At 37.3% G+C, this 21,594-nt stretch carries 20 protein-coding genes; 14 read left to right on the forward strand and 6 right to left on the reverse strand.

Annotation, left to right across the window (positions count from 1 at the left end; all coding sequences use genetic code 11):
- Nucleotides 1-68 precede the first annotated feature (68 nt).
- On the reverse strand, nucleotides 69-872 hold the full coding sequence (gene tcdA / locus V6255_RS15165; protein WP_341628922.1) for a tRNA cyclic N6-threonylcarbamoyladenosine(37) synthase TcdA: 804 nt from the start codon (nucleotides 870-872) through the stop codon (nucleotides 69-71).
- 335 nt (nucleotides 873-1,207) lie between these two features.
- Here tcdA and V6255_RS15170 point away from each other — a divergent pair, with 335 nt between their 5' ends.
- The 5 genes from V6255_RS15170 to V6255_RS15190 all read left to right on the forward strand — a co-directional run bounded on the left by V6255_RS15170 (nucleotide 1,208) and on the right by V6255_RS15190 (nucleotide 5,869).
- A complete protein-coding gene (locus tag V6255_RS15170) occupies nucleotides 1,208-1,879 on the forward strand; it encodes a spondin domain-containing protein (RefSeq protein WP_341628923.1) in 672 nt (223 codons plus the stop codon).
- Nucleotides 1,880-1,888: 9 nt separating this feature from the next.
- Nucleotides 1,889-2,581, forward strand: a complete 693-nt coding sequence (locus V6255_RS15175; RefSeq protein ID WP_341628924.1) for a spondin domain-containing protein — start codon at nucleotides 1,889-1,891, stop codon at nucleotides 2,579-2,581.
- A 78-nt stretch (nucleotides 2,582-2,659) separates the two neighbouring features.
- Nucleotides 2,660-3,397, forward strand: coding sequence for a response regulator transcription factor (locus tag V6255_RS15180; protein WP_025565652.1), 738 nt, complete (start codon nucleotides 2,660-2,662; stop codon nucleotides 3,395-3,397).
- Entirely contained in the window at nucleotides 3,397-4,875 is a 1,479-nt protein-coding gene (locus V6255_RS15185; RefSeq protein ID WP_341628925.1) for a HAMP domain-containing sensor histidine kinase, read from the forward strand. Before V6255_RS15180 ends, V6255_RS15185 begins: the two co-directional genes overlap by 1 nt.
- A 382-nt stretch (nucleotides 4,876-5,257) precedes the next feature.
- The gene (locus V6255_RS15190; protein ID WP_341628926.1) at nucleotides 5,258-5,869 is read left to right on the forward strand and encodes a MarC family protein; all 612 of its coding nucleotides are present in this window, start codon (nucleotides 5,258-5,260) and stop codon (nucleotides 5,867-5,869) included.
- A 911-nt stretch (nucleotides 5,870-6,780) separates the two neighbouring features.
- Here V6255_RS15190 and ilvC read toward each other — a convergent pair.
- The gene (ilvC, locus tag V6255_RS15195; RefSeq protein ID WP_137298003.1) at nucleotides 6,781-8,265 is read right to left on the reverse strand and encodes a ketol-acid reductoisomerase; all 1,485 of its coding nucleotides are present in this window, start codon (nucleotides 8,263-8,265) and stop codon (nucleotides 6,781-6,783) included.
- Nucleotides 8,266-8,568: 303 nt separating this feature from the next.
- On the opposite strand from ilvC, the gene V6255_RS15200 reads away from it, so the two are divergent.
- The 4 genes from V6255_RS15200 (at nucleotide 8,569) to V6255_RS15215 (ending at nucleotide 11,274) form a co-directional block, all read left to right on the forward strand.
- Nucleotides 8,569-9,438: a sulfurtransferase gene (locus V6255_RS15200; RefSeq protein WP_341628927.1), complete on the forward strand. Its 870-nt coding sequence runs from the start codon at nucleotides 8,569-8,571 to the stop codon at nucleotides 9,436-9,438.
- Between the two features lie 79 nt (nucleotides 9,439-9,517).
- Nucleotides 9,518-10,399: an HTH-type transcriptional activator IlvY gene (gene ilvY, locus V6255_RS15205; RefSeq protein ID WP_341628928.1), complete on the forward strand. Its 882-nt coding sequence runs from the start codon at nucleotides 9,518-9,520 to the stop codon at nucleotides 10,397-10,399.
- Between the two features lie 144 nt (nucleotides 10,400-10,543).
- Nucleotides 10,544-10,858 carry a ubiquinone biosynthesis accessory factor UbiK gene (ubiK, locus tag V6255_RS15210; protein ID WP_341628929.1) on the forward strand — a complete coding sequence of 105 codons (315 nt, stop codon included), beginning with the start codon at nucleotides 10,544-10,546 and terminating at the stop codon, nucleotides 10,856-10,858.
- Nucleotides 10,859-10,866: 8 nt separating this feature from the next.
- Nucleotides 10,867-11,274 carry a DUF2750 domain-containing protein gene (locus V6255_RS15215; RefSeq protein WP_341628930.1) on the forward strand — a complete coding sequence of 136 codons (408 nt, stop codon included), beginning with the start codon at nucleotides 10,867-10,869 and terminating at the stop codon, nucleotides 11,272-11,274.
- A gap of 161 nt (nucleotides 11,275-11,435) precedes the next feature.
- Here the strand turns inward: V6255_RS15215 and rraB are convergent, their stop codons facing one another.
- The 4 genes from rraB to hemL form a co-directional block, all read right to left on the reverse strand.
- Nucleotides 11,436-11,801, reverse strand: coding sequence for a ribonuclease E inhibitor RraB (rraB, locus tag V6255_RS15220; RefSeq protein ID WP_025563312.1), 366 nt, complete (start codon nucleotides 11,799-11,801; stop codon nucleotides 11,436-11,438).
- 70 nt (nucleotides 11,802-11,871) lie between these two features.
- Nucleotides 11,872-12,615, reverse strand: a complete 744-nt coding sequence (locus tag V6255_RS15225) for a 1-acylglycerol-3-phosphate O-acyltransferase (protein ID WP_341628931.1) — start codon at nucleotides 12,613-12,615, stop codon at nucleotides 11,872-11,874.
- 3 nt (nucleotides 12,616-12,618) lie between these two features.
- Complete coding sequence (parC, locus tag V6255_RS15230) at nucleotides 12,619-14,898, reverse strand: DNA topoisomerase IV subunit A (RefSeq protein WP_341628932.1); 2,280 nt, start codon at nucleotides 14,896-14,898, stop codon at nucleotides 12,619-12,621.
- A 284-nt stretch (nucleotides 14,899-15,182) separates the two neighbouring features.
- Nucleotides 15,183-16,460 (reverse strand): glutamate-1-semialdehyde 2,1-aminomutase, encoded by a 1,278-nt coding sequence (gene hemL / locus V6255_RS15235; protein WP_341628933.1) that lies wholly within the window; start codon nucleotides 16,458-16,460, stop codon nucleotides 15,183-15,185.
- A 213-nt stretch (nucleotides 16,461-16,673) separates the two neighbouring features.
- Between hemL and clcA the strand changes: the two genes are divergently transcribed.
- From clcA to argA, 5 genes are all read left to right on the forward strand, one after another.
- Complete coding sequence (gene clcA / locus V6255_RS15240) at nucleotides 16,674-18,098, forward strand: H(+)/Cl(-) exchange transporter ClcA (RefSeq protein WP_341628934.1); 1,425 nt, start codon at nucleotides 16,674-16,676, stop codon at nucleotides 18,096-18,098.
- Between the two features lie 11 nt (nucleotides 18,099-18,109).
- The gene (locus tag V6255_RS15245) at nucleotides 18,110-18,832 is read left to right on the forward strand and encodes a DUF6776 family protein (RefSeq protein WP_341628935.1); all 723 of its coding nucleotides are present in this window, start codon (nucleotides 18,110-18,112) and stop codon (nucleotides 18,830-18,832) included.
- Nucleotides 18,833-18,910: 78 nt separating this feature from the next.
- Nucleotides 18,911-19,261: an iron-sulfur cluster insertion protein ErpA gene (gene erpA, locus V6255_RS15250; RefSeq protein WP_160060775.1), complete on the forward strand. Its 351-nt coding sequence runs from the start codon at nucleotides 18,911-18,913 to the stop codon at nucleotides 19,259-19,261.
- A gap of 222 nt (nucleotides 19,262-19,483) precedes the next feature.
- Entirely contained in the window at nucleotides 19,484-20,110 is a 627-nt protein-coding gene (locus V6255_RS15255) for a trimeric intracellular cation channel family protein (protein ID WP_341628936.1), read from the forward strand.
- 141 nt (nucleotides 20,111-20,251) lie between these two features.
- Nucleotides 20,252-21,586 (forward strand): amino-acid N-acetyltransferase, encoded by a 1,335-nt coding sequence (argA, locus tag V6255_RS15260; protein WP_341628937.1) that lies wholly within the window; start codon nucleotides 20,252-20,254, stop codon nucleotides 21,584-21,586.
- The last annotated feature ends 8 nt before the right edge of the window (nucleotides 21,587-21,594 follow it).

The raw sequence follows: 21,594 nt of genomic DNA on the forward strand, positions 1-21,594 counted from the left end.
AAACATCAAACATCAAACATCAAACATCAAACATCAAACATCAAACATCAAACATTAATTTATAAGCTTTATGCTTTACCACTCGCTGCTTTGGCTTTTTCCGCTATTTTATTAAGAATAAAGGCGCTGCCGATAAAAGCGAAGCTTGCGGTTACCATGGTTGAGGCGCCAAAGCCGCTGGCACAATCCATCTTCATATTGCCGTCTGATTCCGCTTTTTCTCTACACACTTCGCCGTTTAAATCAGGATAACTTAATTGCTCAGTTGAAAAAACACAGTAAACATGAAATCTTCGTTTAGGGTTTTTACTGAAATTAAAATGGCGACGTAGCTCTGAACGCACTTTTGCGGCTAGTGGATCTTGAATGGTTTTTGCTAAGTCAGTAACTTGTATTTGTGTTGGGTCAAGTTGACCACCTGCGCCACCACACGTTAACAACGGGTATTTATTACGCTTACAATGCGCCACTAACGCTACTTTTGCATGAATGCTATCAATGGCGTCAAAGATGTAATCCATATCACTTGAAAGATATTCAAAACAGTTTTCTTTATCGATGAAGTCATCAACACAGTTGACAATAATATCAGGATTTATTTGCTTACAACGAGCCGCCATCACTTCTATTTTTTGCTGGCCTACAGTATCTGCTAGCGCATGAACTTGACGATTTGTGTTGGTTACACAAAGATCATCCATATCAATTAAGGTGATTTGGCCAATACCCGAACGTGCTAATGATTCAACAACCCAAGAGCCAACACCGCCAATACCTACAACACAAACATGGCTATCTTTAAATTTTTGTAATGCTGTAGTGCCATATAAGCGTTTGATACCACCAAAGCGGTTTTCGTATTGTTCGTTCATGGTTTTACTCTTATTCATTTCGAAAGGCGCGATTATACTTGCTGTTATTATGTGAATCTAGGAAATATAAAAACAATCTTTCTTACTTGTTTAATTTTTAATTTTTTATTATTTGTTTTATTCATGATTTTTCACATATTTGATCATTATCTTGTTTATTTAAGCTCATAACGTCTCTATTTAAGGTAAAAAATGAAAAATAAAAGGCATCACAACCAAATAGTGAATATTACGTGATAAGTTCGTGATAACTCCCGTTCATACTGTTTTTTGTAAAACAATTACAACAAATTTATTAACCACTATTTATTATTCGAATTAAAGGGAGTTTCTTCATGTTAAAAAAACATCTTATTGCTGTAGGCCTATTCGGTTTATTTTCTGCAACTAGCCAAGCGCAAGACTTAACAGTAACAGTAACGAATTTAACCCATGGTATTTACTTCACACCTGTTATTACTGCAGCCCATGATGCTAGTACTTCTATTTTTACAACAACAGAAGCAGCAAGTGCAGAACTACAAGCTTTAGCTGAAGGCGGTGATATTTCTGGCGTAAGCGGGTTGTTATCTGTTGCTAATGCTGATGTTAATGAAAACCCTGCTGGTGGTTTGTTAGCACCTGCAACGTCTGCAAATTTTTCTCTAAGTAATAACAGCGGTAATGATTACCTATCTGTTGCAGCAATGATGTTACCGACTAATGATGGTTTCATTGGTTTAGATAGTTGGGAAATACCAACTGAAGCGGGTACTTATACTGTTTACCTCAATGCATATGATGCAGGTACAGAAGCGAATGATGAAATCATTGCTAATATACCAAATCCAATTGGTATTACAGCAACTGGCGCTTCTGGTGTTACAGAAGAAATTAGTAACCCGAATGTTCACATTCACCCCGGTGTATTAGGTGATGATGACGAAGAAGGCGGCATTAGTGATTTAGATAGTAGTGCTCATCGTTGGTTAAACCCTGTTGCAAAATTGACTATCGTTGTTGAATAAGGAGGCTTTATGATTAAATTTTCTAAAGTCGCTATTGCTACGGCTGCAGCGCTAACATTAGTTGCATGTGGAGACAATGACTCCGATTCAGTGACTATAATTGACACACCTGTTGAATATGAAGTTTTACTAAAAAACTTAACCAATGGACAGCCTATTTCAGCTCCATTACTAATATTACACGATACGGGTGAATTGTTTGAAGTGGGTGAGCCTGCTTCAGAAGCATTAGAGTTATTAGCAGAATCTGGCGATGCTAGTCGTATACTTGATGAAACTAGTTTTCTTTTAAGTTCTGCAAGTGCTACTGGTGGTATTGTTTATGGCGAAACTGCTACGGTAACTGTTAGTCATACAGCTCAAGTTAATTATTTGTCATTTACTAGTATGTTAGGTAATTCTAACGATGCTTTTACAGGTCTTAACAAAGTTGATTTAAGTGAGCTAGCGGTTAATGATTCATTAACATTTAGTACTGTTGCTTATGATGCAGGTACTGAAGCTAATACTGAAAGTGCTGAGACTGTACCTGGTCCAGCAGCTGGTGGTGAAGCAAGTAATCCAATACGTGATGACATCAATATAGTGACTATGCACCCTGGTATTGTCAGTGCTGACGACGGCTTAACTACGTCAGCGTTAACTTACCAACAAAAATTCGATAACCCAGTTATGTCTGTTACTATTACTCGTACCAGATAAACCATTATGGCCTGTTATTTTTTGTGATACCCCCTTAATTCACAATCATTAACAGGCCACCTTTTAGGAAGCTGAAAGATGACAGATAGTATTTTAATTGTTGAAGATGATCAGGATATTGCAGAGTTAATAAAAGTAAACATGCAAGATCTTGGGCTTGAAGTCACCCATTGTGATAATGGTGAAGATGCGATTAAACAAGGTTTAGAAAACGATTTTTCTCTATTAATGCTGGATATTAATTTACCAGGATGTAGCGGTTTGGAAGTTTGCCGAAAAGTAAGAGAAGTGAAACCAGAACAAGCTATTTTAATGCTAACAGCGAGAACATCAGAAATTGATCGTGTCGTTGGCCTTGAGTTAGGTGCTGATGATTACATGGCTAAGCCGTTTAGCGTGAGAGAATTACAAGCACGTATACATGCATTGCTTCGTCGTGTTCATTTATTAAAAAATAATAAACAAGAAACAACAGAAACAGATACAGGCATTGTTTGTCATGGTCAATTGATGATAAATAAACGCACGCATGAAGTTGTGTTACGTGACCAAAGTTTAGATCTTACCTCAACAGAATTCGACCTATTGTGCTTTATGGCTCAACACCCTAGCCAAGTTTTCTCTCGCACACAATTATTAGATAAAGTATGGGGCTATCAACACAGTGGTTATGAACATACTGTGAACTCACATATCAACCGTCTACGTAACAAATTAGTGGCAGGGCAACCTGACTCTACGCATAAAGTTTTCCCAAATATTATTCAAACCGTGTTTGGTGTGGGTTATAAATTTAGCCCTGAAGGTGTTGTTTAATGAGAGTGTCTTTATATCAGCGAATGACAATCGCATTGGTGTTACTTTTTATTGCCATCGCTTGTACCTTTTCATGGTGGTCTGCAAAGTTAGAGGTTGAATCTCGACACGAAGCTGAACAACGTTTACATCTTAATCTAGCCGAGCATTTGGGCAGAGATAACCCTTTATTAAAAGAGGGCGTCTATGATCAAAGTGCACTCAAAAATCTTTTTCATAGTTTAATGATATTAGGCCCTAGTTTTGAATTCTATTTTGTTGCACCCAATGGCAATATTCTTAGTTATTCTGCTGAACCAGGTAAAGTGAAACGTGAAAAAGTAAATATTGCACCGCTTGTTGATTTTATTAATCTAAAAAAAGCATTACCTATTTACGGTGATGATCCGCGTGATATTAATGAACAAAAAATATTCTCAGCTTCACCTATCTATAATGATGAAAACCTTCAGGGTTACCTTTATGTGATTATTGGTGGCGAAACCTATGATTCAATTTTTGAAGCAGTTCAGTCTGATCAGCACCTTTCGCAGTCATTAGTGTTTTTATTGGGTGTTGTGATTGCCTTTTTCTTAGTGTTGATTGCGCTGTTACGTATTTTTACCCAGCCTTTAAAACAATTAACTCAAAATATTCGTGCTTTTAAAAAAGCAGGATTTGAAAAAAATAAAGTACAACTACATGATTGGCCTGCTGCTAAAAACAATGAAATTCATGAGCTAGGTCAGGCATTTAATGAAATGGCTGAGCAAATCAATTATCAATTGGTGCAACTACAAGCAATAGATAAAACCAGACGTGAAATGTTAACGGATCTATCCCATGACTTACGTACGCCACTTGCAGCTTTACAAGGTTACCTTGAGACGATTCAACTTAAAGGCAATACCTTAAGTGAAGAGCAGCATGAACGTTTTATTGATATTGCTTTTAAAAATGCCAATCAACTTAAAAAGCTAGTCGACCAAATATTTGAGTTAGCGCATCTTGATGGTGGACAGGTAACATTGGATCTTGAAACATTTCCACTTGCCGAATTGCTACATGACATAGTGGCTAAATTTCAACATAGGTTACAAGAAAAGAAACTGGTTTTAAATATCTTACCTGAACAATGTGAGTTTATGGTTTATACCGACATTGGAAAGTTAGAGCGAGTATTGAGTAACCTGATTGATAATGCGATTCGACATACTGATGTTGGTGGAAATATTACGATACAAGTTAATGAGAAAGAAAATAGTAGATTGAACATTTCTGTTATCGATAATGGTACTGGTATTCACGAAAATGAATTAGCGTATATTTTTGATGCTCGTTATCGCGCTAGTAATGCAATTTTTGATAGTAAAGAGCATGGAGGCCTAGGGTTAGCGATTACGCAAAAACTACTGCGCTTATTACAATCAGATATTAGCGTTGAGAGTCAAATTGGTAAGGGGACGTCTTTTAATTTCTACTTAACTAAGGTTAGCTAAATTAAGGTTAGCTAAATTAAGGTTAGCTAATTTTAAGTTAATTGGTCTAGAGTTTACTCCTCATAATTTATTACGATTGGTTAGTTTTTACAGTCAGATAGTAAGTACTTATGTTAATTTATAAGGCACTTACTGTTTGACTGCTTTTTATTTTCTATTCTCTATTTATCTGGCGATTTCCTTCTTATTTTTTTATTTGACCCTCTTTAAATTAACTTACTTGTCTATTCCCTTGGTACCTCGCCATACTAAAGGTAAGCTTATCTTTGCGCTCCTCACCTATATTGAAAGGATAAAGTAGAAACCCATTGCTCTCTTTATTTTACTGCCTACAATGTAAAGTACTTTTTACTCAGTACGTTAATTGTTAAGGCTTGCTTCGATGGATGTTACATTTCCAATATTCTCAACTGCTTTTTTAATCTTTTTTATTTTAGATCCACTTGGCAATGTGCCTTTATTATTAAGTATTTTAAAAAATATAGATAAGCAGAAGCATTCGAAAATAATTATTCGAGAAATGTTAATTGGGTTATTAATTTTGATTGTTTTCCTGTTTTTTGGAGAGCAATTTTTAAGTCTATTTCACTTACAAACTCAAGCTATCACCATTGCCGGTGGGATTATCTTTTTTGTTATCTCTTTAAAAATGATTTTCCCTAGTGCTGATGGAGGAGATTTGTTTGTGATGAAAAAAGGGGATGAACCGTTAATTGTTCCTATCGCTGTCCCTATGATTGCAGGACCTGCGGCTTTAGCAACACTCTTAGTATTAGCAAAAACTAATGCTGAGCATTCTGGCGCATTGTTTCTTTCTCTTTTACTTGCGTGGAGCATGTCTGCTGTTGTTCTGCTTTGCTCTCCTTATTTATATAAACTACTAAAAGAAAAAGGCTTAACTGCATTAGAAAGGTTAATGGGGATGTTATTACTGATTATGTCTGTGCAAATGTTTATCGACGGTATTCGTTCGTTATTACCGACCTTGGTTTAATACTAGATTAGCTAACTCATGTGGTTATTGTTGTTCGAATTTCTACTTTGGTGATGGTGTATTAGGCAAGCTTTAGAGCATCATCAGAGGTGTTCTGCGAGTCCTGTTTTCAGTTTGCAGGTTTTTTGTTTGTATGTGTTTTCTTTTTGCTCTGAAACTTATCTTATTCATGCTACTTTTTTAAATTCAACACATAAATTCTGCAGGCTAAAGCCAGCGCCCCAAAGTCAAAAGATGCAATGATTGTTTTTGTATCTTTCTAAATTCAACACATAAATTCTGCAGGCTAAAGCCAGCGCCCAAGGTCAAAAGGTGCAACGATTTTTTTATATCTTTCGTATTTTAAGCGTCAATCTCGTTTTATTCGTAAATCGAAGGTACAAAAAATCCAAGCTAAATGCTTGGCTTAATAACGTTTATCTTTTTAAATTCAACACATAAATCCTGCAGGCTAAAGCCAGCGGCCCAAAGTCAAAATAGGTAATGATTTTTTAGGTCTTGTAGGCATAAGCATCGCTTCATTTATAAATAGCGGATGCAAAAAATCCAATCAAATACTTGGCTTAATAACGTTTATCTTTCCAAGTTCAACACATAAATCCTGCAGGCTAAAGCCAGCGCCCCAAAGTCAAAAGATGTGATGATATTTAGGTCTTGTGGGCATAAGCGTCGCTTCATTCGTAAATCGTAGATACAAAAAAGCCAAGCTAAATGCTTGGCTTAATAATATCGTTTTAACTAAAGGTTAGTTAAACGCTTCTAATTAGTTAGATGCTTCAACGATTGTTTTCATGTCTTTCGTGTTGTAGGCATAGACGTAGTTTCTTAACTGATTTTTAGATACAAAAAAGCCAAGCAAATGCTTGGCTTAATAATATCGTTTTAACTAAAGGTTAGTTAGACGCTTCTAATTAGTTAGATGCTTCAACGATTGTTTTCATGTCTTTCATGTAGCCACGTAGTTTTTTACCTACGATTTCTACTGGGTGGTTACGAATTTCGTCATTGATTTCGATTAGACGAGCGTTATCAACAGAGTTAGTTTTAACTGTTAATGGCTTACCTAGGAACTCAGGGCTCATCGCTTTAACGAAGTCTGCTAGTAGTGGTTTAGCAGCGTGGTCGAATAAGTAACAACCGTATTCAGCAGTATCAGAGATTACTACGTTCATTTCGTAAAGTTTCTTACGAGCGATTGTGTTAGCGATAAGTGGTGTTTCATGTAGAGACTCGTAGTATGCAGATTCTGCGATGATACCTGATGCAGTCATTGCTTCAAATGCAAGTTCAACACCTGCTTTGATCATTGCTACTAGGAAGATACCGTGGTCGTAGAATTCTTGCTCATCAATTTCCATGTCGCCAGCTGGTTGTTTTTCAAAGCCAGTTTCAGCAGTTGCTGCACGCCATTTTAGAAGATTAACGTCATCGTTAGCCCAGTCAGCCATCATAGTTGCAGAGAATTCACCTTCGATGATGTCATCCATGTGCTTGTTGAATAGCGGACGTAGGATATCTTTAAGTTCTAAAGACATATCGAATGCTTTAACTTTAGCTGGGTTAGATAGACGATCCATCATGTTAGTGATGCCGCCGTATTTAAGGCCTTCAGTGACTGTTTCCCAACCGTATTGAATCAGTTTAGAAGCGTATGCTGGCTCAAGACCGTCAGCAACCATTTTTTCGTAACCTAAGATTGCGCCAGTTTGTAACATACCACAAAGGATAGTTTGCTCACCCATTAGGTCAGATTTAACTTCAGCAACAAAAGAAGACATAAGAACACCAGCACGATCACCACCAGTACCAGATGCGTATGCTTTAGCCCAAGCAAGACCGTGGCCTTGTGGATCATTTGCTGGATGAACAGCGATTAGTGTTGGAACACCGAAACCACGTTTGTATTCTTCACGTACTTCAGAACCAGGACATTTAGGTGCACACATGATGACTGTGATGTCTTCACGTACTTGCATACCTTCTTCAACGATGTTGAAACCGTGAGAGTAAGCTAATGTTGCGCCTTCTTTCATAAGAGGCATAACCGCGCCAACTACAGCTGTATGCTGTTTGTCAGGTGTTAAGTTACATAGTAAGTCAGCTTGTGGAATTAGTTCTTCATAAGTACCTACAGTGAAACCGTTTTCAGTTGCGTTCTTCCAAGATTGACGTTTTTCAGCGATTGCTGCAGCACGTAATGTGTAAGATACGTCAAGACCAGAATCACGCATGTTTAAACCTTGGTTTAAACCTTGAGCACCACAACCGATGATAACTACTTTTTTGCCTTTTAATGCTTCAATACCGTCAGCAAATTCGCTGCGATCCATAAAACGACATTGACCTAGTTGATGTAACTTCTCACGTAGAGGAAGAGTATTAAAGTAGTTAGCCATGTTAGCTGCGCTCCAAAATAAATAATAAGGGTAAATGACTTAAATTTGGTGTCATTTAATTTCGGGTGTCACTATAACGTATAAGTAATATTGCGCAAAATGATATATTAGCAATGTTACGTTGCATAAAATGAAATATACTATGGGCTTATATTGCAGTTTTTGAAAATAGATACCTTTTTTATCATACAAGTGTGAGCATGGGGGTATCTTGAGTTATTCTTTGACATTACTATTGTTTTATATTTATTTGTGAGTAACTTGATTGCTTTAAATCAAGTATTTGTTATTAAAGGGGTTTTTATGAATTCACTGGTGTTGCCAGGCAATTTGGTTTCTATCCAATGGTTAGCTGAGCATCATAGCCATTCTGATTTGATTTTGTTGGATGCAAGTTGGCATATGCCGTTGACCCAACGTAACGGCTATCAGGAGTGGTTAAACGAGCGAATTGATAATTCTCGATTTTTTGATTTTGATCGCGAAGTTTGTGATCAACAAGCTTCTTTACCTCATATGATGCCAACACCACAACATTTCGAATTATCAGCGCAAATGCTAGGTATCAATAATGACAGTGTGATTGTTGTTTATGATAGTTTGGGGATTTTCTCTAGCCCAAGAGTGTGGTGGATGTTTAAAACCATGGGTTTTAATAATATAGCTGTATTAGATGGTGGTTTGCCAGCTTGGAAAGAGGCGGGGTTGACGATCAACACTGATTCACCCGAGACAACACAACGTAAACAAGGTGATTTCAAGGCTAAATATCAAGCCGATCTTATTAGTACTAAAGACGATGTTTATGACGCGATTGAAGATGAACAAGTTGCCATTGTTGATGCGCGCTCTAAAGATCGCTTTTTAGGTAAAGTACCAGAAGCGCGAAGTGGGCTGCGCTCAGGACATATGCCAACGGCTATTAATTTGCCTATTAGCGAAATCTTAAATAACCAAACTATGAAGAATGCTTACCAACTAGCACAAATATTTGAAGCATTAATGCCACAAAAGCAACGCTTGGTATTTAGCTGTGGATCAGGAGTGACAGCTTGTATTCTGGCATTAGCAGCTAAATTAGCAGGTTATGATGCATTAAGTGTTTACGATGGTTCATGGAGTGAATGGGGTGCAAATGAAACGCTGCCTGTCGTGCAATGTAAAAATGTATAACCTAAAAGGATGTAATGTAATGATATGTAGTGCAGATATGTTACGTGTAAAAGTATTCAATATAAGAAAAATTCATTAAATGGATATTAAAGCATTACAAACTTTTGTACATCTAAGTCAAAGTTTACACTTCTCTAAAACAGCACTCGCAATGCATGTTAGTCCTTCTACTTTAAGCCGTTTAATTCAACGTCTCGAGGACGATCTTGGAGCAAGCTTGCTCATTAGAGACAATCGGTCCGTTTTGTTAACTGAAGCCGGAATTGCTTTTAAACAGTTTGCGCTTCAACAAATTGAACAATGGGAGTTGTTAAAACATTCAATTTCACAGGGAACGAATGAATTAGAAGGTGAGATTAATTTATATTGCTCGGTTACTGCTGCCTATAGCCATCTCCCGCCGATCTTAGATCGTTTTAGACGTAATCACCCTAATGTTGATATTAAATTAACAACAGGCGATAGCGCTGTTGCCATTGAGCAAGTGATGCAACATCAAGTTGATTTCGCTATCACAGCTTATCCTGATAACTTTCCTACTCGGATGCACTTTAGTCAATTAGCTGAAATACCTTTATCAATTATTGCACCTACGACGGCGTGTGTGGCTACAAAACTAATCCATCAATCCCCTATAGATTGGAAAGCGATACCTTTTATTTTGCCTGAACATGGGGCAATCAGACGCCGGTTTGATACTTGGTTCCGTTCTCTTAAAATTGGCAAACCACATATTTATGCGAAAGTAGCAGGGCATGAAGCACTCATTAGTATGGTTGCTTTAGGCTGTGGTGTTGGCGTCGCTCCAGATGTAGTGATTGAAAATAGTCCGGTACGAGATCGCGTTCAAAGCCTCTCTGAGGTCGGTCAATTAGCTTCATTTAATTTAGGTGTTTGTTGCCATAAAACACGTTTAACGGAACCTTTAATTGAAGCCTTTTTAAATTGTGTTGAAGAGTAATTCGACGAGATTCCAGTTAAATTCGAGTAAGAATTACTGAAAATGAATAACCAAAGCAAAATGAAAAACAAAGTTTGATTATATTCCCATAGAAATTATCAAGTGTGACGTTTACAATGCGCTTATTAATTTAAGGAGCTTTTTATGTTTAATCCGCAGAAGTTAGAAGAGATCGCAAAGCAAGTCAGTGATGCAATGCCTGAAGGTGTAAAAAGCTTTGGTAATGAAATTGACCGTAAGATCAAACAAGTTTTACAGGCACAACTCGGTAAACTAGATATGGTGAGCCGTGAAGAATTTGATGTACAAACACATGTGCTACTGCGCACGCGTGAAAAATTGAATGCAATGGAAGAAAAGTTTGCACAATTAGAAAAGAAATTAGATGGTGCTGCTTCTGAAAGTAGTGCAGACGCTAAAGCAGAAAGCAATATCAATACGACTGAACAAGATAAGTAGGAAAACAAATGAAAGAGCAATATTTAAAAAACGCAGAATTATTTGTTGAGCAAGCCGCTGCTGAAGGTGAATTGTTTGGTTTATTTGATGAGACATTAGGTTGGGCAAATTGCCACGCTCATGACAATAAAGATGCAACTGCTGTTTATTTGTTTTGGTCTGACGCAACATTAGCTGAAAAATTAAAAACAGAAGAATGGGCTAACTATAAAGTTGAAAGCATTGCGTTAGATGTGTTTTTTGATTCATGGTTAGACGGCATGCAGAAGCAACAAGTGTTTGCTGGTGTAAACTGGGATGAAGAGTTATGTGGTTTAGAAATTGAAGCAATGGTATTAAAAAATGCATTGGTCGAAAAATTTCAAGCTGATGATTTAGAATCGGAAGCAGAACAGACAGAATCTGTTGGTGCATAGTTAATTTATTTAGAGTTTTTTTTATTCGCGATTTTTATTAGCGCGTTAGTTTCTAAGTTTATTAATAAATAGTCTCTAAGTTTATTAAGAAAAAGTAGATATAAAAAAACCAAGCGATGAGCTTGGTTTTTTTATAGGCGATCGTTAGCGAAGATTAATGTTTATTCTTCTGGGTAAGTACCCCAACCGTCATATTCAATACCAAATGATTGTGCTAGTGCAACGAGTCTTTCAACATCTTCGTAAATAGCTTCTTCATCTAGGTTCATTTCAACAACAACATCAAAACTTAAGATAATAGAACCATCTTCTAGTTCTAATTCTTCAGGATCTGTTACTTCATAGCCTTTTTTGAAACAAGCAATAGCTGCTTTTTCCAATACATCAAAGTTATCACAAGATAGGTGATGTTCAATCATGTAAACCGCATCAGGATTACTGCCATCTTCTAAAATAGCTTCAACAATATCAGCAGTTTCTTCTGCTAGTTCTGCTAATAGTTCTTCATGTGTAAGTTCTTCTGACATTTTTTATCTCTTCTATATCAAGGTTTACAATTTTCATTCATCGTTTATATCATGAATGGAAATGGCGTAATTAATCACAACAATTAGAGTTAGAATCTGGACGATTCACTTCTTTGTTAAGCTGTTTATATTTAGCTAACATGATTTCATGTGAGTCATTCATTAAGCGACGAATTTCGCGCTTTTTATATTGTGTAATATCAATTGGCTCTAACATTTCAACAATCACTTCACCATTGTCCCAACGGTTTAAGTTGACTTGTTGGTGAGTGTTAGACACAACGGTCGGCACAACGTTAACGCCTGCTTGTAATGCAGTGTGAAATGCTCCCATTTTAAATGGCATTAAACCACGCCCGCGGCTACGAGTGCCTTCTGGAAATATCCACACGCCTAGATTTTTATCACGCATTTGATCAACCACATCAGTGATTGTATTTTTAGACTTATCTTTATTATCTCGGTCAATTAAGATATTACCCGTTAACCAGTAAATGATGCCAAAGAAAGGGATCAGTACAAGGCTTTTTTTACCGATAGTCACTGAGCCTGGTTGTACTGCGCCTGTTGTTGTGACCATGTCATAGTTATTTTGATGGTTGGCAATGTAAACCACTGAGCCATTATTTTTAGCACTTTCAGGTACGCGGATAGTGACTTTGAGTCCAACTAATCGCGACATTTTGCTAAATAACATCGCAAAATGATAAGTGTTTTTAGGATTCCGTGGACTTAAAATACAGTAAAACAGTGAATACACACTCATTAAAATAACGGCAACAATAATTAAAATTGCTCTGATAATAAATAACATAGTTTATAGGGTCTCTTCTTGTTCATTTTCTGATGTGATGACTTCAATATTATCAACACGTTGTAATCCACGAGGCAGTTTATTACCACGACGGCCGCGCTCACCTTGGTAATGCGCTAAATCATTTGGTTTGAGTGTTAGCTTGCGTTTACCTGCATGCAAGGTCACAGCACTCTCTGGCGATATTATTTTCAGCATAGTAACAAACTCTTCACGCTTAGTCGCTTTGGCTGTCATTATGTTGATCATCTTATTACCTTTGCCTTTACTTAAGCTCGGTAAGCTCGCAACAGGGAAAATTAACATACGGCCTTCATTACTGATGGTTAAACACAGATCTTCTGCGTTTTTTGATAGTTTTTGTGGTGCAACTAATAATGCATTAGTTGTTAAGTTGATCAGTGCTTTACCATTTTTATTGCGGCTATTAATATCACTTAGGTTAGCCACAAAACCGTAACCATGGTCACTACTAATGATATAACGATCTGACTCATCGCCCATTAAGACACAAGCAAAAGGTACATTTTCATTTTGGTTAAAGCGGCCTGTTAATGGCTCACCTTGAGTTCTTGCTGAAGGCAAAGAGTGTGCATCTAATGAATAAGCTCGGCCAGACGTATCAATAAAGATACAGCTTTGGTTACTTTTACCTTGGTAACTGGTTAGATATTCATCACCGGCTTTAAAGTTAAGTGCTTGTGGGTCAACATCATGCCCTTTAGCGCTACGAACCCAACCTTGAGTTGATAATACAATGGTGACCGCTTCACTTGGCATTAATTCTTTTTCAGTTAATGCTTTTGCTTCTAACCTTTCTACCATTGGAGAACGACGATCATCTCCATATTTTTCAGCGTCGGCTTTTATCTCTTTTTTAACTAAGGTATTTAAACGTCTGTCTGAGCCTAATAGTAGCTCTAGTTTTTGTTGTTCTTCAGATAACTCTGCCATTTCGCCACGAATTTGAATTTCTTCAAGCTTCGCGAGTTGGCGCAGTTTAATTTCTAAGATGGCGTGCGCTTGCGTATCCGATAATGAATAACGAGACATTAACTCCGCTTTTGCATCATCATAAGTACGAATAATTTCAATCACTTCATCGATATTCAAGTAGGCAATTAATAAACCTTCTAGGATATGTACGCGTGCTAGGATTTTGTCTAAGCGATGTTGTAAACGACGACGAACAGTCTCACGACGGTAAACTAACCACTCCGTTAGAATAGTCACTAAACCTTTAACACTTGGACGTTGATTTAGCCCTAACATGTTGAGGTTTACTTTGTGGCTAACTTCTAAATCTGTAGAAGCAAATAAGTGATTCATTAATGCTTCAACGTCAATACGGTTTGAACGCGGGATAATCACTAAACGTGTTGGATTCTCATGATCTGATTCATCACGTAAATCGGCCACCATTGGCAGTTTTTTATCCTGCATTTGTTTAGCAATTTCTTTTAATATTTTACCACCCGATACACGATGCGGTAATGCAGTAACAACAATCTCACCATTTTCAACAACAAAGACGGCACGACTTTTAAAGCTACCACGGCCTGTTTGATAGATGTTGACGATCTCTTTACGTGGCGTAATGATTTCCGCTTCAGTTGGATAATCTGGGCCTTGTACAAACTCCATTAGATCTTCTAACGAAGCTTTAGGATTATCAATTAAGTGTAAACATGCATTTGCGACTTCACGTGCATTATGTGGCGGGATATCGGTTGCCATACCAACGGCGATACCGGTAATACCATTTAATAAGATATGCGGTAAACGCGCAGGTAATAAAACGGGTTCTTTTAACGTACCGTCAAAGTTAGGTTTCCAATCACAAGTACCTTGGCCAATTTCTGATAATAATAATTCAGAGAAAGCAGATAAACGCGATTCGGTATAACGCATCGCAGCAAATGATTTTGGATCATCAGGTGCACCCCAGTTACCTTGACCATCAATGAGTGGGTAACGGTACGAGAAGGGTTGAGCCATTAATACCATAGCTTCATAACAAGCACTATCACCATGAGGATGATACTTACCTAATACGTCACCGACGGTACGTGCTGATTTTTTATATTTTGCTAACGCTGATAAACCGAGTTCAGACATTGCGAAAACAATGCGTCGTTGAACGGGCTTCAAACCATCACTAATATGTGGCAAAGCTCGATCCATTATCACGTACATGGAATAGTTGAGATAGGCATCTTCGGTAAACTTAGCGAGCGATAATTGCTCTATGCCTTCTAAACTCATGTCTATGACTTCACTCATATTTTACAGCCTTGTAATAAATAATAGATATATTGGACTAGAGTATACCGCACTTGTATTCGAAGACTGAAATAGAAATGAAATAGTGTGTATTAAATGTAATAAATTTGAACAAAAGAACACGAAAATAATGGAAGTTAGGGACAATAGAGAAGGAAGTATTAATGAGAGATATTATAGGGTGTAAAAATAAAAGATCTAAGTTAAGCAATGAGTCTGATACTTATTACTTAAACTAGATCTTATTTACTTATAATTTGAGGTTACTATTTATATCATTCCTCTTACAACTGTGAAAATGCTTTCTTAGCTGCAATTAATGTATTGCTAATATCTTGTTCTGTATGAGCAAGTGATAAAAATCCAGCTTCATAAGCAGATGGAGCAAGGTAAATACCTTCTTCTAGCATTAAGTGGAAGAATTTTTTGAATTTTTCTACATCACACGCGCACACTTGTTTAAAATTGGTGACTTGTGGCTGATCAGTAAAGAAGAAACCAAACATACCGCCAGCATAGTTAACTGCTAGTGGGACACCTGTTTCTTCAGCAACTTTTTTTAGGCCTTCTGCTAATTGCTTCGTTTTAATGGCTAGTTGTGCATATTCAGGTGTGTCTAATGCAGTTAATGCAGCTAAACCTGCATGCATTGCGATAGGGTTACCTGATAATGTACCAGCTTGATAAACAGGTCCTGTCGGTGCAATGTGTTGCATTACTTTATGGCTACCGCCAAAAGCACCTACAGGCATTCCACCGCCAATGACTTTACCTAATGTCGTTAAGTCTGGTTTAATGTTGTAATGCGCTTGTGCACCGCCTAGTGCAACACGGAAACCTGTCATGACTTCATCAAGAATCAATAATGCGCCATATTTATCACAAATCTCACGTAGGCCTTGTAAGAAACCTTCAGCTGGTGGGATGCAGTTCATATTGCCAGCAACGGGTTCAACAATGATACAAGAAATATCATCTGGGTAAGCTTCAAACAAGGCTTTAACTGACGCTAAATCATTAAAGTCAGCGGTTAATGTGTGTTTAGCAAAATCAGCTGGGATGCCAGGAGAGCTAGGTTGGCCAAGTGTTAATGCTCCCGAGCCTGCTTTCACTAATAAAGAGTCTGCATGGCCATGGTAACACCCTTCGAATTTAAGGATTTTATCGCGATTAGTGTAACCACGCGCTAATCGAATAGCACTCATCGTCGCTTCAGTACCTGAGCTCACCATGCGCACTTGTTCCATTGATGGGACTAGCTGCTGTACTTTTTCTGCCATGATAATTTCAATTTCAGTGGGAGCACCAAAACTCAAGCCATTCTCTGCAGCATCAATGACTGCTTTTTTAATCGCAGGGTGGTTGTGGCCTAAAATCATCGGTCCCCATGAACCAACGTAATCGATATATTGTTTATCATCTACATCATAGATATAAGCATCTTGTGCTTTTTGTATAAATAAAGGGCCACCACCTACGCCGTTGAATGCGCGAACTGGAGAATTTACTCCCCCAGGAATAATTGATTGTGCACGGTTAAACAGTTCAGTTGATTTGCTCATAAGCATCCCATTAATTATTTTTAAATTGAGTGAAACTGCAATATACCCATGATAAATGAAGATGCAACTGAGAAAGTTTATAATTCAATGATCTTTAACAGGAGTGTCTCTGTAATTTTTTTGTTAACATGACAAGTAATAAGTCTTTTAAAAGATTTTATTGTTATAATATTGGTTTTTTCTTCATTTTTTGTTTTAGGTCGTATCACATTTATGAAAATAGCATTGCCAGCAGCTTGTATTAATGGAATAAAAAGCTTTATTGACCGCTTTTTTACTAGAAAAAATAGTGCTTTATTAATTTGGTTATCTATTTTTATTGGTCTCTTGGCTGGCAGTATTTCTGCATTATTTGACCATGGTATTATTTGGGTCTCAGAAATGCGTTTGGAGTTAATTCATACTTATGGTGGTGGAGAAGTACCTTTATGGGTCATTGCCGTGCCGATTTCATCAATAATGGTGGGTATTGCTTTTTATATTACACATCGATTTGCACCTGAAGCTGGCGGTAGTGGTATACCTGAAATTGAAGGGGCAATGGAAGGGATGCGTCCCGTACGCTGGAAGCGAGTTATCCCTGTTAAATTTTTTGGTGGTTTGTTAGCCCTTGGTAGTGGGATGGCATTAGGACGTGAAGGTCCTTCTGTTCAGCTTGGTGCGAATATAGGACGAATGATCTCAGATATTTTTAAAGTTGATAAAGTGGATGCACAAGCACTGCTCGCCGCCGGTGCAGCAGGAGGTTTGGCGGCTGCTTTTAATGCTCCTTTAGCGGGTATTATGTTTGTTATTGAAGAGATGCGTTCACAATTTAATTATAGTTTGACCTCCACTAAGAGCGTATTTATGAGTGCGGTGATGGCGACTATCGTAATGCGCCTATTTACCAATCAAGATGCGGTTGTGACTGTCACACAATATTCTCACCCTGATTTGCATACACTTGGTTTTTATCTTATTTTAGGTTTTTGTTTTGGTGTGATTGGTCTCTTTTTCAATAAAATGATTCTTGCGACGCAAGATATGTACTTATCTATTCACCAAAATCAACGCTGGCGCTTTGTTGGTATTGGCTTATTTCTTGGTGCTGTCTTTGGCGCTTTAACAATAGTTGAACCTGATATTGCTTTTAGTGGTATTGAGCTTATTCCACATGTTGAAGGCGGACAGTACCTTGCTGGTGGCTTACTGCTTCTGTTCATATTACGTACCTTTACTACCTTATTAAGTTTTGGTTCAGGTGCTCCCGGTGGTGTATTCGCTCCGACCCTTGCTTTAGGTACGTTATTTGGAATGTTATTTGGCGTTATCGCACAAGCACTATTTCCCGATCTGATTACAGAACCTGGTGCCTTTGCGATTGCTGGTATGGGCGGATTATTTGCCGCAACAGTACGAGCACCTATTACAGGTATTTTATTAGTCATAGAGATGACTAGTAATTATGAAATGATTTTACCGTTAATTGTAACTTGTTTAGGCGCAACTATGGTGGCTCAAACATTAGGCGGTCGCCCTATTTATACACAGTTACTAGAAAGAACATTAAAACTATCGATGCGTGCAAAACGTCAAGAAACAACAGACAAAGCGATGTTCCGTATTCTTGGCAAATATAGTAAGTATAAGAAATAAGAAGGAATTGCATGAAAGGTTTTAAAATAAGCTTTTTTAAATGGCTGGTGATCAGCTTAATCTGTCTCTACTTTGGTTTTATGGTGGGTAAATTTAAACAAGATATTTTACAGCATAAAGTGCAATTACTAGAGTTGGATGCAGAGAGTTTAACGACTGAAAATACTCAGCTTACAGAACGTTTGAATTTTATTCAGGCCGAATTTAATGCCGAGCGAGAAATTCATGATGTTTTAACAAATGAAAATAAAGAGTTGAACAAAGCTTTAGATGCTAGCAATGATAAATTATATTTTTATGAGCAAGTGGTTGCACCTGAATTATCAGTGACAGGTTTAAATGTTTATTCATTCTCTGTAAGTAAGGGTGAAGAAGAGGGGACTTGGTTGTATGAGCTAGTCTTAATGCAAGCTCAACAAGGGCGTCGTGAGTTAAGTGGGCAAATCGAAATTACATTTGCTGATACAGATGAAGGTGAAATAGATACAAAAGACGTTAAATTGAGTGAAATCGATCCAAACTTTGAATCTTCTTTTAAATTTCAGTATTTTCAAACGTTAAAAGGAAACTTCACTTTACCTAAAGAAATTAAAGTTGGACAAATATTTGTTGTTGCTGAAGCTAATCGTACAAATTGGACTCGTGCCCAACGTATTGAGAAAGTATATGATTGGGAAGGTTTTATTGAAAACAAAGGATCGTTACTTGAAGAGTTGCCTACTCAGGCTGAATAATAGATCCTTCTAATACTTGAACAAATTGGTCAGGTATTAGATAATGGCTTTGGGCAAATTAATAGGACTAGAAATAAAATGACAAGCGAAGTGGAAATTGCATTACCGATTTATTTCAGTGATAGCGCAGCAAATCGAGTTAAAGCATTGATCGCAGAAGAAAATAATCCTTCTCTTAAACTACGAGTTTATGTAACTGGTGGCGGTTGTTCAGGCTTTTCATACGGTTTTACATTTGATGAAAAAACAAATGATGACGATACATTAATTGAAAATAGTGGTGTGACATTATCTGTTGATCCAATGAGCTTACAATATCTTGTTGGTGGCACTGTTGATTTTATTGATAACCTTGAAGGTTCTCGTTTCTTAGTTAACAATCCAAATGCAACAGCAACTTGTGGTTGTGGCTCTTCATTCTCTATCTAACCATGAATTCTAGCGTTAACAATTAAAATAAACATGCTTACTTTGATAGTTGAGCATGTCTAACTTACCTCTATTTTTCTTACTTTTATATAAAACTAATCTACTGTAATCTTGTGATTTATTTTCTTTATTATATAGCAATATATAAGGTTGCAACTAAGTTAACTGATAGTTTAACATGCGCCTAAAATGGCCAAGTGCTTTAAGGGAATAAGGAATAACATGTTAGATAACTTCATCTACATATCAGATTTGATTGGTATGATCACTTGTGCCATTTCTGGCGTGTTAGTCGCAACTCGTCTACGTATGGATCCTTTTGGCATCAGTGTATTAGCTGGAGTCACTGCTGTTGGTGGTGGTACGCTTCGCGATATGATGATGGGCGCTACCCCTGTATTTTGGATTGAAGATAATACTTATATCTACGTTATTCTGATCACTGCGCTATTGAGTGTATTATGGTTGCATCGTATACAGCGATTTCCCGCTTACTTATTACCTATTTTCGATGCCTTTGGTTTGGCTATTTTTACCATTATTGGCGCACAAAAAGCATTAATGTTTGGATTTAGTGGGCCTGTTGCCATTGTGATGGGATGTATTACGGGTGTTGTCGGTGGCATGATAAGGGATATATTGAGCGGTCAAATTCCATTCGTGTTACAAAAAGAAATTTATGCAACAGCCTCTATTTTAGGTGGTGCTTTATATGTCCTTTGTGATTATATTGAGCTAGGACCTATTTTCTCGATGGTTGTTGCTATGTTAGGTACGTTATCATTAAGGTTATGTGCTATTTATTACCATCTATCATTACCTGTTTTCAGTAATGACAGAGAAGCGTAATATAGCCATTAAAATATTAAAGTTAAAATTTTTGAGTTTATTTAACATTCTTTAAACAATTGTTTTGCAAACATAAACTCCAAGTTGATAAACTCTAGCACCTAAATGTATCTTAGATTGTTGTGATTAATAGGTAGGCACATGGAAGCAGTAACAAATTCAACACAACTGATTAATTGGTTTCGTAATTCAGCTCCTTATATTAATGCACATCGCCATAAAACATTCGTGTTAATGATTGGTGGTGAAGCGTTAGAAACAGATAACTTTCAATACATCATTAATGATATTGCCTTGCTGAATAGCTTGGGCGTTAAGTTAGTGTTAGTGCACGGCGTTCGCCCTCAAATCCAAAAACAACTTGATATGCACGGTCATAGCAGTCAATTTCATAATGATTTGCGTATTACCGACGATCGTAGTTTGTCACTTATTAAACAGGCTGTTGGTGCGGTTCAAATTGAACTACAAGCTGGACTTTCTATGGGCTTAGCTAATTCACCGATGCAAGGTGCGGCTATTCGTACCGTGATTAGTAATGTAGTCACTGCCCAACCTATTGGTGTTAAAGACGGTATTGATTTTTGCCATGCAGGTAAGGTTCGCCGTATTGATGTTGAAGGTATTAAATCTCAACTGTCTTCAGGTGCTATTCCTATTATTTCTCCTATTGGATACTCAGTTACTGGTGAAGTATTTAATTTACTTGCAGAAGAAGTGGCAACACAAGTTGCGATTGATATCAAAGCAGATAAGTTAATTGGTTTCTGTTCCAATCAAGGTGTATTAGACGAAAACGGTAACGTTATTTCTGAGTTGTTACCAGATCAAGCACAAGTACATATTGATGCGATAGAAAAAGAGTCAGGTCAAGCCTCTGGTACATTACGTTTTTTACGTGCCGCTGTTGCTGCTTGTCAAGCTGATGTGACGCGTTGTCATTTAATTAGCTATCACCAAGATGGTGCCTTGTTAAAAGAACTATTTACCCGAGATGGTACTGGTTCGCAAATCGTTAAAGAAAGCTATGAGCAAATCCGTACTGCCACTATTGATGATATTGGTGGTTTACTACAGCTGATTGAACCATTAGAGAAGCAAGGCATTTTAGTTAAACGTTCTCGTGAACTATTAGAAAATGAAATTGAATCTTTTATGATCGTTGAACGCGATGGCATGGTTATCGGTTGTGCTGCGCTATATCCTTTCATGGACGATAAAATGGGCGAGCTAGCTTGTTTAGTCAGTCACCCTAAATATCGTCGTGCTGCCCGCGCAGATAATCTTGTTGAGCATGTTGAGCGTAAGGCAAGACAATTAGGTCTCGACACCATTTTTGTATTAACAACACAAAGTATTCATTGGTTTAGAGAGCGAGGTTTTTCGTTTGCTGAAATTAACCAATTACCCGCAGCTAAAAAAGAAATGTATAACTTGAAGCGCAATTCAAAAGTGTTGATAAAAAAAATAATATGATGAAAATA

The sequence above is a fragment of the Psychromonas arctica genome (assembly GCF_038155225.1).
Taxonomy (GTDB): domain Bacteria; phylum Pseudomonadota; class Gammaproteobacteria; order Enterobacterales; family Psychromonadaceae; genus Psychromonas; species Psychromonas arctica_B.

Excerpts from the sequence above, each read along its gene's own strand:
- tcdA (WP_341628922.1), bottom strand. The coding sequence starts at position 872 with ATGAACGAACAATACGAAAACCGCTTTGGTGGTATCAAACGCTTATAT.
- V6255_RS15170 (WP_341628923.1), top strand. The coding sequence starts at position 1,208 with ATGTTAAAAAAACATCTTATTGCTGTAGGCCTATTCGGTTTATTTTCT.
- V6255_RS15175 (WP_341628924.1), top strand. The coding sequence starts at position 1,889 with ATGATTAAATTTTCTAAAGTCGCTATTGCTACGGCTGCAGCGCTAACA.
- V6255_RS15180 (WP_025565652.1), top strand. The coding sequence starts at position 2,660 with ATGACAGATAGTATTTTAATTGTTGAAGATGATCAGGATATTGCAGAG.
- V6255_RS15185 (WP_341628925.1), top strand. The coding sequence starts at position 3,397 with ATGAGAGTGTCTTTATATCAGCGAATGACAATCGCATTGGTGTTACTT.
- V6255_RS15190 (WP_341628926.1), top strand. The coding sequence starts at position 5,258 with ATGGATGTTACATTTCCAATATTCTCAACTGCTTTTTTAATCTTTTTT.
- ilvC (WP_137298003.1), bottom strand. The coding sequence starts at position 8,265 with ATGGCTAACTACTTTAATACTCTTCCTCTACGTGAGAAGTTACATCAA.
- V6255_RS15200 (WP_341628927.1), top strand. The coding sequence starts at position 8,569 with ATGAATTCACTGGTGTTGCCAGGCAATTTGGTTTCTATCCAATGGTTA.
- ilvY (WP_341628928.1), top strand. The coding sequence starts at position 9,518 with ATGGATATTAAAGCATTACAAACTTTTGTACATCTAAGTCAAAGTTTA.
- ubiK (WP_341628929.1), top strand. The coding sequence starts at position 10,544 with ATGTTTAATCCGCAGAAGTTAGAAGAGATCGCAAAGCAAGTCAGTGAT.
- V6255_RS15215 (WP_341628930.1), top strand. The coding sequence starts at position 10,867 with ATGAAAGAGCAATATTTAAAAAACGCAGAATTATTTGTTGAGCAAGCC.
- rraB (WP_025563312.1), bottom strand. The coding sequence starts at position 11,801 with ATGTCAGAAGAACTTACACATGAAGAACTATTAGCAGAACTAGCAGAA.
- V6255_RS15225 (WP_341628931.1), bottom strand. The coding sequence starts at position 12,615 with ATGTTATTTATTATCAGAGCAATTTTAATTATTGTTGCCGTTATTTTA.
- parC (WP_341628932.1), bottom strand. The coding sequence starts at position 14,898 with ATGAGTGAAGTCATAGACATGAGTTTAGAAGGCATAGAGCAATTATCG.
- hemL (WP_341628933.1), bottom strand. The coding sequence starts at position 16,460 with ATGAGCAAATCAACTGAACTGTTTAACCGTGCACAATCAATTATTCCT.
- clcA (WP_341628934.1), top strand. The coding sequence starts at position 16,674 with ATGAAAATAGCATTGCCAGCAGCTTGTATTAATGGAATAAAAAGCTTT.
- V6255_RS15245 (WP_341628935.1), top strand. The coding sequence starts at position 18,110 with ATGAAAGGTTTTAAAATAAGCTTTTTTAAATGGCTGGTGATCAGCTTA.
- erpA (WP_160060775.1), top strand. The coding sequence starts at position 18,911 with ATGACAAGCGAAGTGGAAATTGCATTACCGATTTATTTCAGTGATAGC.
- V6255_RS15255 (WP_341628936.1), top strand. The coding sequence starts at position 19,484 with ATGTTAGATAACTTCATCTACATATCAGATTTGATTGGTATGATCACT.
- argA (WP_341628937.1), top strand. The coding sequence starts at position 20,252 with ATGGAAGCAGTAACAAATTCAACACAACTGATTAATTGGTTTCGTAAT.